Source organism: Haploplasma axanthum, assembly GCF_900660745.1.
Lineage (GTDB): Bacteria > Bacillota_I > Bacilli_A > Acholeplasmatales > Acholeplasmataceae > Haploplasma > Haploplasma axanthum.
Map to the genome: position 1 here is coordinate 51,411 of NZ_LR215048.1, position 15,721 is coordinate 67,131.

The 15,721-nt window shown below is 36.5% G+C and carries 9 protein-coding genes, 13 tRNA genes and 3 rRNA genes; 1 reads left to right on the top strand and 24 read right to left on the bottom strand.

What is annotated here, in order from left to right:
• Positions 1-9: 9 nt before the first annotated feature.
• The gene (gene cdaA / locus EXC62_RS00285) at positions 10-771 is read right to left on the bottom strand and encodes a diadenylate cyclase CdaA (RefSeq protein ID WP_052589903.1); all 762 of its coding nucleotides are present in this window, start codon (positions 769-771) and stop codon (positions 10-12) included.
• A 104-nt stretch (positions 772-875) separates the two neighbouring features.
• Between cdaA and hflX the strand changes: the two genes are divergently transcribed.
• Entirely contained in the window at positions 876-2,126 is a 1,251-nt protein-coding gene (hflX, locus tag EXC62_RS00290) for a GTPase HflX (RefSeq protein ID WP_026390532.1), read from the top strand.
• A 12-nt stretch (positions 2,127-2,138) separates the two neighbouring features.
• Here the strand turns inward: hflX and EXC62_RS00295 are convergent, their stop codons facing one another.
• The 23 genes from EXC62_RS00295 to tkt form a co-directional block, all read right to left on the bottom strand.
• Positions 2,139-3,074 (bottom strand): carbohydrate kinase family protein, encoded by a 936-nt coding sequence (locus EXC62_RS00295; protein ID WP_026390531.1) that lies wholly within the window; start codon positions 3,072-3,074, stop codon positions 2,139-2,141.
• Positions 3,075-3,164: 90 nt separating this feature from the next.
• Positions 3,165-3,240, bottom strand: a tRNA-Phe gene (locus EXC62_RS00300).
• Between the two features lie 7 nt (positions 3,241-3,247).
• A tRNA-Asp gene (locus tag EXC62_RS00305) sits at positions 3,248-3,323 on the bottom strand.
• A gap of 5 nt (positions 3,324-3,328) precedes the next feature.
• Positions 3,329-3,405, bottom strand: a tRNA-Met gene (locus EXC62_RS00310).
• A 15-nt stretch (positions 3,406-3,420) separates the two neighbouring features.
• A tRNA-Ser gene (locus EXC62_RS00315) sits at positions 3,421-3,511 on the bottom strand.
• 17 nt (positions 3,512-3,528) lie between these two features.
• Positions 3,529-3,605 (bottom strand) — tRNA-Ile (locus EXC62_RS00320).
• A gap of 3 nt (positions 3,606-3,608) precedes the next feature.
• Positions 3,609-3,685, bottom strand: a tRNA-Met gene (locus EXC62_RS00325).
• An 80-nt stretch (positions 3,686-3,765) separates the two neighbouring features.
• Positions 3,766-3,841: transfer RNA gene (locus EXC62_RS00330), tRNA-Ala, on the bottom strand.
• A 13-nt stretch (positions 3,842-3,854) separates the two neighbouring features.
• Positions 3,855-3,942, bottom strand: a tRNA-Leu gene (locus EXC62_RS00335).
• A gap of 8 nt (positions 3,943-3,950) precedes the next feature.
• Positions 3,951-4,026, bottom strand: a tRNA-Lys gene (locus EXC62_RS00340).
• Between the two features lie 6 nt (positions 4,027-4,032).
• Positions 4,033-4,108, bottom strand: a tRNA-Thr gene (locus EXC62_RS00345).
• Between the two features lie 25 nt (positions 4,109-4,133).
• Positions 4,134-4,209, bottom strand: a tRNA-Val gene (locus EXC62_RS00350).
• Positions 4,210-4,225: 16 nt separating this feature from the next.
• A 5S ribosomal RNA gene (rrf, locus tag EXC62_RS00355) occupies positions 4,226-4,334 on the bottom strand.
• Between the two features lie 53 nt (positions 4,335-4,387).
• A 23S ribosomal RNA gene (locus EXC62_RS00360) occupies positions 4,388-7,228 on the bottom strand.
• Positions 7,229-7,337: 109 nt separating this feature from the next.
• Positions 7,338-7,414: transfer RNA gene (locus tag EXC62_RS00365), tRNA-Ile, on the bottom strand.
• Between the two features lie 92 nt (positions 7,415-7,506).
• Positions 7,507-9,029: ribosomal RNA gene (locus EXC62_RS00370) — 16S ribosomal RNA — on the bottom strand.
• The 16S, 23S and 5S rRNA genes sit together here with 13 tRNA genes alongside, the layout of an rRNA operon.
• A gap of 199 nt (positions 9,030-9,228) precedes the next feature.
• Positions 9,229-9,312: transfer RNA gene (locus tag EXC62_RS00375), tRNA-Tyr, on the bottom strand.
• Positions 9,313-9,410: 98 nt separating this feature from the next.
• Positions 9,411-9,581 (bottom strand): DUF951 domain-containing protein, encoded by a 171-nt coding sequence (locus tag EXC62_RS09145; protein WP_084156691.1) that lies wholly within the window; start codon positions 9,579-9,581, stop codon positions 9,411-9,413.
• Entirely contained in the window at positions 9,565-10,419 is an 855-nt protein-coding gene (locus tag EXC62_RS00385; protein WP_035375790.1) for a ParB/RepB/Spo0J family partition protein, read from the bottom strand. The genes EXC62_RS09145 and EXC62_RS00385 overlap by 17 nt, the downstream gene beginning before the upstream one ends.
• Positions 10,403-11,182, bottom strand: a complete 780-nt coding sequence (locus tag EXC62_RS00390) for a ParA family protein (protein ID WP_026390738.1) — start codon at positions 11,180-11,182, stop codon at positions 10,403-10,405. Before EXC62_RS00390 ends, EXC62_RS00385 begins: the two co-directional genes overlap by 17 nt.
• Positions 11,183-11,198: 16 nt before the next feature.
• A complete protein-coding gene (gene rsmG, locus EXC62_RS00395; RefSeq protein WP_026390737.1) occupies positions 11,199-11,894 on the bottom strand; it encodes a 16S rRNA (guanine(527)-N(7))-methyltransferase RsmG in 696 nt (231 codons plus the stop codon).
• On the bottom strand, positions 11,884-13,749 hold the full coding sequence (gene mnmG / locus EXC62_RS00400; protein ID WP_026390736.1) for a tRNA uridine-5-carboxymethylaminomethyl(34) synthesis enzyme MnmG: 1,866 nt from the start codon (positions 13,747-13,749) through the stop codon (positions 11,884-11,886). Before mnmG ends, rsmG begins: the two co-directional genes overlap by 11 nt.
• 14 nt (positions 13,750-13,763) lie before the next feature.
• Positions 13,764-15,713 (bottom strand): transketolase, encoded by a 1,950-nt coding sequence (gene tkt, locus EXC62_RS00405; protein ID WP_026390735.1) that lies wholly within the window; start codon positions 15,711-15,713, stop codon positions 13,764-13,766.
• Positions 15,714-15,721 lie beyond the last annotated feature (8 nt).

Here is a 15,721-nt window from a genome sequence, read left to right on the forward strand (position 1 = left end):
TTTTCCTCCCTATCGCATAAACATGCTTAGATATTCCATTAATTTCTCTTTATCATTCATTTTTAATAAAATACCTTCAACAGCAATAGAAACATCCCCAGTTTCCTCTGAAACAATAATTGTTAATGCATCTGTTACTTCACTTATCCCAAGTGCAGCACGGTGTCTAGAGCCCATTGTCTTATCTTCTACTTCTTTTTCAGATAAAATGAAATATGCACCTGCACATAAAATTTCATCACCACGAATAATAACTGCTCCATCGTGCAGTGGTGTATTAGGAATAAAAATATTAATAATTAATTCTTTAGAGATATTTGAATGCATCATAATCGCTCTATCAGCAAATTGATCTAGAGTATTATGTTTTTCAATAGTCATTAACGCTCCAATTCGTTGCGATGATAAATAAAACGCTGCATCAACAATCGCATCTCTTGTTGACTCATTACCCATAATAGCTATATCTTTTTTCTTATCTTTTTTCCAAGCAAATTCAATTGATCTTCTAAAATCAGGTGCCATAATAACAATCAAAATTATTGGATACCATTCAATTATGTATTCTAAGGCTGGAGTGCTAGCCTTTAAGCCAAGTTTGTCAGTTACAAATCGAGCTATTAAAAGAACTACAAATATTAATGCAAAATTTAAAATTCGACTATTTGCAAATATAGTTTTAATAACTAATAATACTAATAACCATATAATATAAGTATCAAGTAATAATCTCCATATATCATAACCTTGTATTTGTATTGCTAAAAGCATAAGTATCACTCCTTTTTCATGTTATATTATAACATAATATATAATATGTTTACTTGCAAATAGATATAATAAAACTTATAATTAAATAGAAACGTGGTGATATTATGGAAAATAAAAAAGATCGAGCAATCCTTGTTGGATTAGAATTATTAACAAGTAAATACAGTATGAGTGATTCCTTAGATGAATTAGAACATTTAGCAAAAGCACTAGAAATTCATACTGTTGATAAAGTAATTCAAAGAGCGGAAAAAGTAAGTCCAAGATTTTATGTTGGTAGTGGAAAAGTTTTAGAGATTAAAAAAATGGTTGAAGTTTTAGGTGCTACAATCGTTATATTTGATGATCCACTTTCACCAACTCAAATCAATAATTTAGAAAAGGAATTAGAATGTCAAGTAATTGATCGTAGTTTTCTTATTCTTTCAATCTTTTCTGAACGCGCACAGTCAAAACAAAGCATCCTTGAAGTTTCTCTTGCTCAAAAAGAATATATGCTCCCAAGGCTAATCGGTTTAGGTAATAGTTTATCTAGGCAAGGTGGTGGAAGCTATAACGCTAAAGGTCCAGGTGAAACTAAACTTGAACTTGATCGTAGAAAACTATTAAAAGAAATTTCAAATATAAAAAAAGAACTTGTTAAGATTAGTTCCGAAAATGAAGTTTCAAGAAAAAAAAGAAAACAAAACGGAATTCCAATTGTTGCTTTAGCTGGATATACGAATGTTGGTAAATCATCGTTAATGAATAGTTTAAGTGAAAAACTCAATTCTGTAACTGAAAAAGTATTTGAAAAGGACATGCTTTTTGCAACACTAGATACTAAAACTAAAAGAATGCAAAAAGATAATAATCCACCATTCTTACTTGTTGATACCGTAGGATTTATAAAAAAACTTCCGCACGAGTTAATTAGATCATTTGAATCAACACTAAGAGATGTTATTGATGCAGATTTATTAGTTATTGTTGCTGATGGAGCATATTTTAATGATTATCAAATAAGTTCAACACTTAATGTTTTAAATAGCATTGGAGCATCTTCTATTCCTAAGTTATATGTTTTAACTAAGAAAGAAATCGCAATTACAGAACCACTATTTAATGAAGATTATATTTTTGTTTCAAATGTTACAAAAGAAAATATTGATACATTAATTAATACAATTTACTCAAATATCTATTTAGATAGTAGGATTGCAAACTTAAAGCTTTCTTTTAACAATAGTAATGTTTTCAGTTATTTAAAAGAAAATGCAACAATCTTAAAAACTGATTACTTAGAAGATGGTTACTTAATTAAGGTTGTTCTATCAAAGACAGATCAAAAAAAATATGAAAAATACATAATTTAGAGAAAAAGGCAATTAGCCTTTTTTATTTTTATAATCATTAACCTCATCTAAATACGGCATAGCATCCATTGCACCAAACTTAGTTATTGTTAAACTAGCAACAATACTTGCAAACTTCAAATATTCGCATAAAACGTCTTTTTCATATGATTCCCCATAAATGCTAATTCTATTTAAAAAAGCTCCTATAAAGGAGTCTCCTGCTCCTGTAGTATCAACAACATCAACTTGATATGATGGAACATCAATAACAAAATCTTTTGTATATAAAGTTGCTCCTTTATTGCCTTTTGTTATAATTAAATATTTGAGCCTTGGTAAATTTAATAATAAAGTTATTGCTTCATTATAATCACTTTTTCTAGTTATAAATTCTAGTTCATTATCTGCAACTTTTAGAATATTTGCATATTTTAAATACATATTAATAGTTTGATGATATTTATCATGATCATCCCAAAGATTCAACCGAATATTAGGATCAAAAGATATTATTGATCCTTGGCTAATTGCTTTCGAAAGTAAATAGTCATGAGAATCTCTTATCGGGTAATCACCTAAACTAACTGAACAAAAATGAACAATGCTATCTCTAAAATCCAAATCACTAATATTGTCAGCAATATACAATTGATCAGCACCAGGATTTCTGTAAAACAAAAAAGAACGTTCCTTATTTTCATCTAACGTTACAAATGCTAGAGATGTATTTGCACTACTACTCTTTTTCAAATACTTAATATCAACATTAAATCTTTTTAATTCATTAATTAGAAATTTACCAAAAGAATCATTACCAACTTGACCAACAAAGAAAGATTTTCCTGATAGTTTTGCATTAGTAACAGCAACGTTAGCTGGTGCTCCACCAGCTTTCATTGTATAACTATTTTTTTCTTCTTGTATAAAATCTATTAATAATTCACCGATACTTATAATTTTTCTCATTATATCACCACATTTTAATTATACTATAAAAACAAAAAAAGCGGTTCTCCGCTTAACAAATCTATGTAAAATAAAATTAAGTTTACTAAATGGTGGCTCCGGACAGAATCGAACTGCCGACACATGGTTCTTCAGACCATTGCTCTACCAACTGAGCTACAGAGCCAAATTAGTGGCGGTCCCGACGGGAATCGAACCCGCGATCTCCTGCGTGACAGGCAGGCATGTTAACCGCTACACCACGGGACCACTATTGGTTGCGGGAGAGGGATTTGAACCCACGGCCTCCGGGTTATGAGCCCGACGAGCTACCAAACTGCTCCATCCCGCGATATAAAGTTTTCAATGGCGGAGAAAGAGGGATTCGAACCCCCGCGCCTTTTACAGCCTGTCGGTTTTCAAGACCGATCCCTTCAGCCAGACTTGGGTATTTCTCCATTAAGATATAATGATTTGGTGGACCCGGTAGGACTCGAACCTACGGCCGACCGGTTATGAGCCGGTAGCTCTAACCAACTGAGCTACGGGTCCAAATGGTAGCGGCGGGGGGGATCGAACCCTCGACCTCACGGGTATGAACCGTACGCTCTAGCCATCTGAGCTACACCGCCATATGGCAGAACTGTTAAATTCGCCCGCAGTATCATTATAATATAAAAATAGTTGTTACACTATAGTTTTTAACTTTTTTTGGTGGAGCCTAGGGGGATCGAACCCCTGACCTCCTGCGTGCAAGGCAGGCGCTCTCCCAGCTGAGCTAAGGCCCCATAAAAAACTGGTTGGTACCCGGAGCCGGACTTGAACCGGCACGAGCTCATCACTCATGGGATTTTAAGTCCCACGTGTCTACCTATTTCACCATCCGGGCAAATAAAATGGTGATCCCTGAAAGATTCGAACTTTCGACACCTTGATTAAAAGTCAAGTGCTCTACCGACTGAGCTAAGGGATCGATTAGTGGTGCCGAAAACAGGAATTGAACCCGCAACCTACTGATTACAAGTCAGTTGCTCTACCAATTGAGCTATTTCGGCAGCTTAAAATTTAAAATAATATTAATGGTGGAGGATGACGGGATCGAACCGCCGACCCTCTGCTTGTAAGGCAGATGCTCTCCCAGCTGAGCTAATCCTCCATTTAAATGAGTGTTTGCCTGGCAACGTTCTATCTTCGCCCCATAGGACTATTGTCGACGCTGAAATGCTTAACTTCTGTGTTCGAGATGGGAACAGGTGTGTCCATTTCGCCATCGTCACCAGACAATCTCTCAAAACTAGATAAATTCAAATTGTAACAAATAAAACGTAAGTTATAAGGTTAAGTCCTCGACCTATTAGTACTGGTCAGCTCCACATGTCACCATGCTTCCACACCCAGCCTATCAACCTTGTCGTCTTCAAGGGGTCTTACTAAATTGGGAAATCTCATCTTAAGGGGGGCTTCACGCTTAGATGCTTTCAGCGTTTATCCCTTCCATACATAGCTACCCAGCTGTGGCCCTGGCAGGCCAACTGGTGCACCAGTGGTATGTCCACTCCGGTCTTCTCATACTAGGAGCAGCACCCTTCAAATTTCCAACGCCCACGACGGATAGAGACCGAACTGTCTCACGACGTTCTGAACCCAGCTCGCGTGCCACTTTAATGGACGAACAGTCCAACCCTTGGAAGCTTCTCCACCTCCAGGATGTGACGAGCCGACATCGAGGTGCCAAACCGCATCGTCGCTGTGAACGCTTGGATGCGATAAGCCTGTTATCCCCAGGGTAGCTTTTATCCGTTGAGTCACGGCCCTTCCATGCGGAACCGTAAGATCACTAAGCCCTACTTTCGTACCTGCTCGACTTGTTTGTCTCGCAGTCAAGCTCCCTTCTGCCTTTGCACTCTATGAATGATTTCCGACCATTCTGAGGGAACCTTCGGGCGCCTCCGTTACTTTTTAGGAGGCGGCCGCCCCAGCCAAACTGCCCACCAGACACTGTCCCTGGTAATCCACTTACCGAGGTTAGATATCAGATACAGAAAGGGTGGTATCCAAAGGTCGACTCCACCGAAACTAGCGTTCCAGCTTCCAAGTCTCCCACCTATCCTGTACATTCTGCACCCAATATCAATATCAAGTTACAGTAAAGCTCCATGGGGTCTTTTCGTCCTGTCGCGGGTGGCCGGCGTTTTCACCGGCATCTTGATTTCACCGAGTCTCTTGTTGAGACAGCACCCAAATCGTTACGCCTTTCGTGCGGGTCGGAATTTACCCGACTAGGAATTTCGCTACCTTAGGACCGTTATAGTTACGGCCGCCGTTTACTGGGACTTCAATTCAATGCTTCGTTTCCTGACATCTCCTCTTAATCTTCCAGCACCGGGCAGGCGTCAGCCCCTATACTTCACCTTACGGTTTTGCAGAGACCTGTGTTTTTGATAAACAGTCGCTTGGGTCTATTCTCTGCGACTTTCTTTTTTCATTAAAAGTCCTCCTTATCCCGAAGTTACGGAGTCATTTTGCCGAGTTCCTTAACAAGAGTTTTCTCGCGCGTCTTAGTATTCTCTACCCACCCACCTGTGTCGGTTTACGGTACGGGTAGTAAATAAATTAATCTTAGAAGCTTTTCTAGAGAGTTTGAAGTCATCACCTTTTACCTGTCAATACTCATCCTTCACGTGGTACGGATTTGCCTATACCACAGACTCGTATTCTCGACCCCAATCCACTAAGGGGCAAGTGTTATCCTCCTCTGTCACTCCTTCAGTCTATTTACTAGTTCAGGATTCTCTACCTGATATCCATCGGCTACGCTTTTCAGCCTCACCTTAGGCCCCGACTTACCCAGGGCGGACGAACCTTCCCCTGGAATCCTTGGGTTTTCGACGGATAGGATTCTCACCTATCTTTTCGTTACTTACACCGGCATTCTCACTTCTAACCACTCCAGCGCTCCTCACGGTACGCCTTCTTCGCTGTTAGAACGCTCCCCTACCACTTGAAATTACTTTCAAATCCGCAGCTTCGGTATCATGTTTAGCCCCGGTACATTTTCGGCGCAGAGTCACTCGACTAGTGAGCTATTACGCACTCTTTAAAGGATGGCTGCTTCTAAGCCAACCTCCTAGTTGTTTGTGCATCTCCACTTCCTTTTCCACTCAACATGAATTTTGGGACCTTAACTGGCGGTCTGGGCTGTTTCCCTTTTGACCATGGACCTTATCACCCACAGTCTGACTGCTAATTTCACTTTTATGACATTCGAAGTTTAATTGTGTTCAGTACCCCGAGGTGGGGCCATCACACATTCAGTGCTCTACCTTCATAAAATACTCATTAACGCTAGCCCTAAAGCTATTTCGGGGAGAACCAGCTATCTCTGGGTTCGATTGGAATTTCACCCCTAGCCACAAGTCATCCAAGCACTTTTCAACGTGCCCTGGTTCGGTCCTCCATTTAGTTTTACCTAAACTTCAACCTGCTCATGGCTAGATCACCCAGTTTCGGGTCTACATCAACTAACTTATTCGCCCTATTCAGACTCGCTTTCGCTTCGGCTCCGCTCCTTAAAGCTTAACCTTGCTAGTTAACGTAACTCGCCGGTTCATTCTGCAAAAGGCAAGCCATCACCCATTAACGGGCTCTGACTAACTGTAAGCACACAGTTTCAGGATCTCTTTCACTCCCCTCCCGGGGTTCTTTTCACCTTTCCCTCACGGTACTGGTTCACTATCGGTCACTAAGTAGTATTTAGCCTTAGGAGATGGTCCTCCTTATAGTTCCAGCAAGATTTCTCGTGTCCCGCTGTACTCTTTGATACCCTAGTCTTTATGCTTCGTTTACAGGACTTTCACCTTCTTTGGTCAACCTTCCCAGGTTGTTCTTCTCACATAAAGTTTTGTAACTATTATGGTATCGGGCTCCTCCACTTTCGCTCGTCGCTACTCGCAGAATCGTTTTTACTTTCTTTTCCTGCAGTTACTAAGATATTTCAATTCACTGCGTTTCCCTCGTCTTTCGACGTGACATGTCTTCTACATGCCGAGTTCCCTCATTCGGATACCCACGGATCTTCACATACTTACTGCTTCCCGTGGCGTTTCGCCGTTAGTTGCGTCCTTCTTCGGCTCTTAGTGCCTAGGCATTCACTGTGTGCCCTTACTTTCTTAACCTTTTTACGCGCTTAATTATTGCTAATTAAACTTTTTTATTATTTGTTACGACAGAATTTATCTACTTTTCAAAGATCTCATTTACCAGACTACTATAGCAGCCTTATAATGGTGGGCCTAAATGGACTTGAACCATCGACCTCACGCTTATCAGGCGTGCGCTCTAACCAGCTGAGCTATAGGCCCTAATAAATATTATTAGAAGGAAAATCCTTCAAAACTGAATATGACGAGAGAGTAGAGTTTTTGTAAGTTATTCTTACTGTTATGCTCCTTAGAAAGGAGGTGATCCATCCCCACCTTCCGGTAGGGATACCTTGTTACGACTTAACCCCAATCATCAACCCTACCTTAGACGGCTCCCTCCTTTGCAGGTTAGGCCACCGGTTTTGGGTATTGCTGACTTTCGTGGTTTGACGGGCGGTGTGTACAAACCCCGAGAACGTATTCACCGCGACGTTCTGATTCGCGATTACTAGCGATTCCAGCTTCATGAAGTCGAGTTGCAGACTTCAATCCGAACTGAGACTGTTTTTATGAGTTTTGCTCCAGGTCACCCTTTCGCTTCCCTTTGTTTCAGCCATTGTATCACGTTTGTAGCCCAGGTCATAAGGGGCATGATGATTTGACGTCATCCCCACCTTCCTCCAGTTTATCACTGGCAGTCTTGTTAGAGTCCCCAACTTAATGATGGCAACTAACAACGAGGGTTGCGCTCGTTACCGGACTTAACCGAACATCTCACGACACGAGCTGACGACAACCATGCACCACCTGTCACCCTGATAACCTCCACTATGTCTCCATAGCTTTGCAGGGGATGTCAAGACCTGGTAAGGTTCTTCGCGTATCTTCGAATTAAACAACATGATCCACCGCTTGTGCGGGGTCCCGTCAATTCCTTTGAGTTTCATACTTGCGTACGTACTACTCAGGCGGAGTACTTATTGCGTTAACTACAGCACCGAATTCTTCCGACACTTAGTACTCATCGTTTACGGCGTGGACTACCAGGGTATCTAATCCTGTTTGCTCCCCACGCTTTCGTGCCTCAGCGTCAGTATAGACCCAGCAAGCCGCCTTCGCCACTGGTGTTCCTCCATATATTTACGCATTTTACCGCTACACATGGAATTCCACTTGCCTCTATCTAACTCTAGCTACCCAGTTTTCAAAGCCTCACAGCGTTAAGCACTGTGCTTATACCTCAAACTTAAGTAGCCGCCTACTCACCCTTTACGCCCAATAATTCCGGATAACGCTTGCCCCCTATGTATTACCGCGGCTGCTGGCACATAGTTAGCCGGGGCTTATTCATTAGGTACCGTCACACTAATATCATTTCCTATACTAGCTATTCTTCCCTAATAAAAGAATTTTACGCACCTAAGTGCTTCTTCATTCACGCGGCGTTGCTCGGTCAGGGTTTCCCCCATTGCCGAAAATTCCCTACTGCTGCCTCCCGTAGGAGTCTGGGCCGTGTCTCAGTCCCAGTGTGGCCGTTCAACCTCTCAGTCCGGCTACGCATCATCGCCTTGGTGAGCTACTACCTCACCAACTAGCTAATGCGACGCAGGTCCCTCCCAAAGTAATCCATACGGATCTTTAATAATAAGAAGATGCCTTCCTATTAACTATTGAGTATTAGCAATCGTTTCCAACTGTTATCCTCATCTTTGGGGTAGGTTACCTACGTGTTACTCACCCGTTCGCCACTAGAGTGCAAGCACTCTCGTTCGACTTGCATGTATTAGGCACGCCGCCAGCGTTCATCCTGAGCCAGGATCAAACTCTCCATTAAATTTATTTTGAATTTGATTATTGCTCTATTTTTTTATTCTTTATTACGCTCTCATCATCATTCAGTTTTCAAAGATTTTCCGCATGTCATGTTTAACATGCTTACTTATTTTATCATTATAAAATGACCTTGTCAACCCTAAAAGAATCTTTTTTTTATTTTGTTAAATCTTCTTTTATTGAAGGCCTAAATTATAAAATGGTGGAGGGGGGCAGATTCGAACTGCCGAACCGTTAGGAACAGATTTACAGTCTGCCGCGTTTAGCCACTTCGCTACCCCTCCGTTTTGGTTTGCCTATATATTGTATACTATACATTTTTAAAATGCAACCTTTTTTTAGACTTTTTTCTCTGATTTTGTTTATTCGTTAAAAAAGATTTTTATTTTAATTTTTTTCGGCTATCTATATCGCTTGGCAAAAGGGAAATAACCCTTTTACAGCCACAACACTCAAGTTTAATCATTGCACCCAAGGTTTGTACCTTCCATTCATTACTTCCACATGCATGATTTTTCTTAAATAAAATTGTTTGATTAATTTGATATCGCATTTTTTATCAGTTGCTCCAAAACACTTTTTAATTGCTCTTCATCATCTATTTTAAACACTATTTTATTATTTTTAATACTTACTTTTGCACCATAGTATTTTTTTAAAAGATTTTTTTCTTCTTTAAATACTTTTCTTGCACTATTTTTTTTCTCATTAACTTGTTTTTTCACTTCATCTTCAGATATTTCTTCGATATCTCTTACACTTAAGTTTTCTTTAATTATCTTATTTGCCAACTCGATAATCTTTTTCTCGTCTTTTAATTTACTTAATGTTCTTGCATGACCCATTGTTAATTTTTTTTCTAACAACATATCTTGAACACTTTGTGGTAATTTTAATAATCCAATAATATTTGTAATGTGTGATCTACTTTTTCCAACTTTATTTGATAATTCCAATTGTGTTATCCCTAAACCATCAATAATTTTTTTATATGCATTTGCTTCCTCAATTGGAGTTAAATCTTCTCTTTGTAAATTTTCAACCAAACTTATTTCAGCAATTTTTGTATCGCTATAATTTCTAACAACTGCAGGTATTAGTTCTAATCCAACTTTTTTAGATGCTCTAAATCTTCTTTCGCCCGAAACAATAATATAACCTTCATTAGTTTTCTTAACAATGATTGGTTGAAAAACACCATGTTCTTTAATTGATAACGCTAATTCATTTATTCTATCTTCATCAAATACTTTTCTTGGTTGAAAAGGATTAGCTTTAATATCATTAAGTTTAATCTCTAAAATCACTTCACCGTCTAATACTTTATCAATATTATGTTCTTCAATTAAATCTTTTAATCCACGTCCTACTAATTTATTTTTTTCTTGCATTATTTTTAATTATCTCCTTTGCTAAAGATTTATACAATCTTGCAGATTGAGCTTTTGAATTATATGTCAATATCGGTACACCATATGTAGGAGCAACTTGAGCTGCAACATTACTAGTGATTATTGTATCAAAGACTCCATCTCCAAAATAACTTTTAACCTCATGAACAATTTCCCATCCAGCTTTTGTTCTTTTATCTAGCATTGTTAATAAAACGCCTTCTATTTCTAAATTTCGGTTATTGATTTTTAAATTTTTCTGTACAATTCTAATCGTATTTAATAATTGTGTTAAACCATCAATTGCTAAAAACTGACATTGAACAGGAATTAATATTGAATCTGCTGCGTAAAGAGCACTTAACGTTAATAAATTTAGTGAAGGGGGACAATCAATTATAATATATTCATAATTGTCTTTAATTTTTTGAAGTTTATCAAATAAAACAAAGTTTCTTTCTTCATGATCAATTTTTACTTCAACTGTTGCAAGTTCAATTGTTGCAGGAATTACATCAAGTTTAATTTTATCGAGTTGAATAATACTCTCTTCAATATTTTTTTCTCCTACTAGAACATTATAAATAGTCGAATACAGCATACTTCGATTAATTCCTAAACTTGTTGTCGCTGAACTTTGAGGATCCATATCAACTAATAATACTTTTTTACCATAGAAAGACAAAGATGCAGCAAGATTAACACTTGTTGTCGTTTTACCAACCCCACCTTTTTGATTTGAAATTGCAATAATTTTCCCCATTTCATTCATCCTTTCATTACAATGGTTTTTTTAACATTTGTTGATACTCTCTTGGATAACCATTTATATGATTAATCTTTCTAATTAGAAAAATACTTCTCTCACCATAATCATTTGGCAACTCTAAATACATTGAATTTATTAGTTTTCCACCAGTTTTTTGAATTGCCTGTTTTGCGTCAGTTAATTCTTCTTTACCTTTTGAACCCTTCATAGCAATAAACTCCCCGTTAACTTTTAACATTGGAATTGCCATTTCAGTTATCAATGTCATATTTCCAAGTGCGCGAGCTGTAACATAATCAAACTTTTCTTGATTATTTTGCCCATATTCTTCAATTCTTTGATGAGCTAGATTAACATTATCAATCCCTAGTTCTTCAACTAGTTCTGATAGAAACTTAATTCTTTTATTAGCTGAATCAATAATTGTCACTTTAAGTTCTGGAAAGATAATTTTTAAAGGTATTGATGGAAATCCAGCGCCACTCCCCATGTCACATAGACTTCCATCTTTTATATTAACAAATGGAATTAAAGTTAGAGAATCATAAAAATGTTTATAATAAACATCTTCTTTCTCAGTAATTGTTGTTAAGTTTGTATGTGTATTGTACTCTATTAGTTTATCATAATATTTTGAAAATTTTAATAGTTGTTCATCACTTAGTAAAATATTAAAACTTTTCCTGATATCTTCCTTAAAATCCATGACTTTTACCTCTTGACTCTAAATAAATCATAAGTATTTGAATATCAGATGGATTAACCCCAATTATTCTTGAGGCTTGTCCTAGAGTTTCGGGTCTTATCTTTTCCAATTTTTCCCTAGCTTCATTAGATAAATTAGGAATTTCAGTATATTTTACATTTTGAGAAATTTGCTTATTTTCAAGTTTTAACATTTTTTCAACTTCACGCAAAGCTTTTACAATATATCCATCATACTTAATTTGAATTTCAACTTGTTCATAAACATCTTCACTATATTCATTACCCAAATAATGTTTTATATCATCTTTGTCTATTTCTGGTCGCTTTAATAAATCATGAAGAGATACCTTTTCATAAATCTTTGCTGATTGTCTTCCTTCTAAGTAATCAAGATTTTCTTGTGTTGGATAAACATAAAATGCTTTAACTTCTTCAATTAACTTTGAAACATTTGCTTTTCTTATATTGAATTTTTCAAACGTTTCTTCATCAATCATACCAAGTTTATATCCATGTTCAGTAAGTCTTAAGTCAGCATTATCATTTCTTAATAATAAACGATGTTCCGCACGAGATGTTAGTAATCGATATGGTTCTTTTGTTCCTTTAGTTACTAAGTCATCAATTAAAACTCCGATATATGCTTCATGTCTCTTTAAAACAAACGGTTCTTTTTCATCAACCTTTAATGCGGCATTAATTCCGGCCATTATTCCTTGTCCAGCAGCTTCTTCATAACCACTTGTTCCATTTATTTGACCTGCACAAAATAAGTTTTCAACAATTTTAGTTTCTAAGCTAGGTTTTAGTTGCAAAGGATTAATTGCGTCATATTCAATTGCATATGCATATCTAACAATTACTGCATCTTCTAATCCAGGAATAGTTTTTAAAATTTCATGTTGAACATCTCTAGGTAAACTTGTTGATAAACCTTGAACATACCATTCATCCAAATGAATACTTTCAGGTTCTAAAAAGATTTGATGACGTTCTTTATCACTAAATCTTACAACCTTATCTTCAATAGATGGGCAATATCTTGGACCAACGCCTTCAACCACACCACCATACATTGCCGACTTTTCTAAGTTTTGATTAATAAGCTCATGCGTTTTTAAAGTAGTATGAAGTAAATAGCAGTTTTCCTTTGGTGCATTTTCGTTATAATCATCACTATAACTAAATGTATATTTTTCTTTATCACCTGGTTGAACTGTCATTTTTGTTAAATCAACAGAATCTTTAGCTAGTCTTGGAGGAGTTCCAGTTTTTAATCTTACAATTTCAAACCCTAGTTCCCTTAATTGACTACTAATGCCTTTAGTAGTTGGATCTCCATTCGGTCCGCTCGATGTTTTTTCATGCCCAATTAGTACTGTACTTCTTAAATATGTCCCCGTTGTAATAACAACTGTTTTAGAATAGATTTTTTTACCATCTTCTAACAAAACACCTTTAACAACATTATCTTCAATTATTAATCTATCAACTAATGCTTCAAGTAAATCTAAGTTTTCACTTTCCATTAAATGTCTTAAAACAATTTTTGGATATTCAACTTTATCTAATTGTGCTCTTAATGCTCTAACTGCAGGTCCTTTTGATGCATTAAGCATTTTTATTTGGATTTGTCCTTCATCACTTGCTTTTCCTTGTAATCCCCCAAGTGCATCAATTTCTCTAACAACAATTCCCTTAGCTGGTCCACCAATTGATGGGTTACAAGGCAAAGAGGCAACCTTATCAAGATTGCCTGTTACTAGTAACGTTCTTTTATTCATTTTTGCTAAAGCAAGCGCAGCTTCTACACCAGCATGTCCTCCGCCTACTACGATACTATCATAAATCATATTTAACACTTCTCTTATTTTAAGTTTTTATAAAATTCTTTCACTTTATTTGGCGTGAATCCCATTACCTCAACAACTTTATCACCATTATCACTTAAACCAAATGTTTCAATTCCATAAACGTTTGGTGTATATTTATACCATGACATTGGACTTGCCATTTCAATAGCAACAGTTTTAACACCTTTTGGTAATACATTATTTTTATATTCTTCTGATTGTTTATCAAATAAGAATGATGAAGGCATCGATACTACTCTTACATCAATATTCTCTTTCAATAATAATTCTTTAGTTTTCATTGCAAGTTCTACTTCTGACCCAGCAGCAAGTAAAACCCCGTCAAGTTTTTCATTTTCTTTTCCAACAATATATGCACCTTTAGTTACACCGTCATAGTTTGTTGTTGGATAGTTTTCAACATTTTGTCTTGTTAAAATAATTGTTGTTGGAGTATTTTTAGATTCGACAGCAATTTTCCATGCAGCAACAGTTTCATTAGTGTCTGCCGGTCTAATAACATTTAAATTAGGTATTGCACGAAGTCCAACTAATTGTTCAATTGGTTGATGCGTTGGTCCATCTTCACCAACAGCAATACTATCATGTGAGAACACAAAAATTGTTGGAATATTCATAATTGCCGCTAATCTAATTGCTGGTTTCATATAATCACTAAAGACAAAGAAAGCTCCAGTGAATGATTTTAATCCACCATGTAATGTTATTCCATTAGCAATCGCACCCATAGCATGTTCTCTAACACCATAATTAATATTTCTTCCTAGGTGATTATTTGCTTCAAAGTTTCCATCAGCACCTTTTGCTTTAGTTGATGATGTTAAATCTGCAGATCCACCAATTAAATTTAAATATTTACTTGATAAAACACTTAAAACATTCCCACTAACATTTCTTGTTGCTGATGGTTTCGTTTGATCTAATTTATCAAATTCATTTAACTCTATTTTTAAATCATTCTTAATAAATGTTTCAAAAAGTTTTGCATCTTCTGGATATTTTTCACTATATTCTGCATATAATTTATTCCATTCTTGATGAGCATTTAAACCTCTTTTTGTAACATTTTCATGATAAAAATCATAAACATCTTGATCTATTACAAATGGTTCATTATTCCAATTTAAATTTTTTCTCAAATTAGCAACATCAGCACCCAGTGGTGATCCATGAACTGAACTTGTTCCTGCTTTTGTAGCACCAAAACCAATTGTTGTTTTTATTTCAATAATTGATGGTTTATCAGTCACTTTTTTAGCTTCAATAATTGCTTTATTTATAGCATCAGCATTCATTCCGTCTTCAATAAATGTATAATGCCAGTTTTGTGCTTCAAATTTACCTCTATGTTTTTCACTATAAGCCAAGCTAACTGGTCCATCTAACTGAATATCATTAGAATCAAATAATACGATTAATTTTCCCAATCCTAAATGACCAGCTAAACTGATTGCTTCTAAGGCAACACCTTCTTGTAAATCACCATCTCCAACAATTGTATATGTAAAATGATCAACAACGTTGAATCCTGGTTTATTAAATCTAGCACTTAAATGCGCTTCAGCAATTGCCATACCTACAGCATTTGAAATTCCTTGTCCAAGTGGGCCTGAAGTTGTTTCAACCCCTTCAGTATGCCCATACTCAGGATGTCCGGGAGTATTACCGATTTTTCTAAAGTTTTTTAGATTTTCAATTGTTATATTATAACCAATTAAATGGTTAATTGCATATAACATTGCCGAACCATGTCCAGCTGATAAAATAAAACGATCACGATTTATCCAATGTGGTGCTTTAACATCTACTCTTACGTGATTTGCAAAAAGAGCTTCTGCCATTGGTGCAGCACCTAATACGATTCCAGGATGTCCACTATTAGCTTCATTAATAGCGTCTACTCCCAAAAATCTAATTGCATTAATTGCTTTTTCTTGTATCATTTTTACTT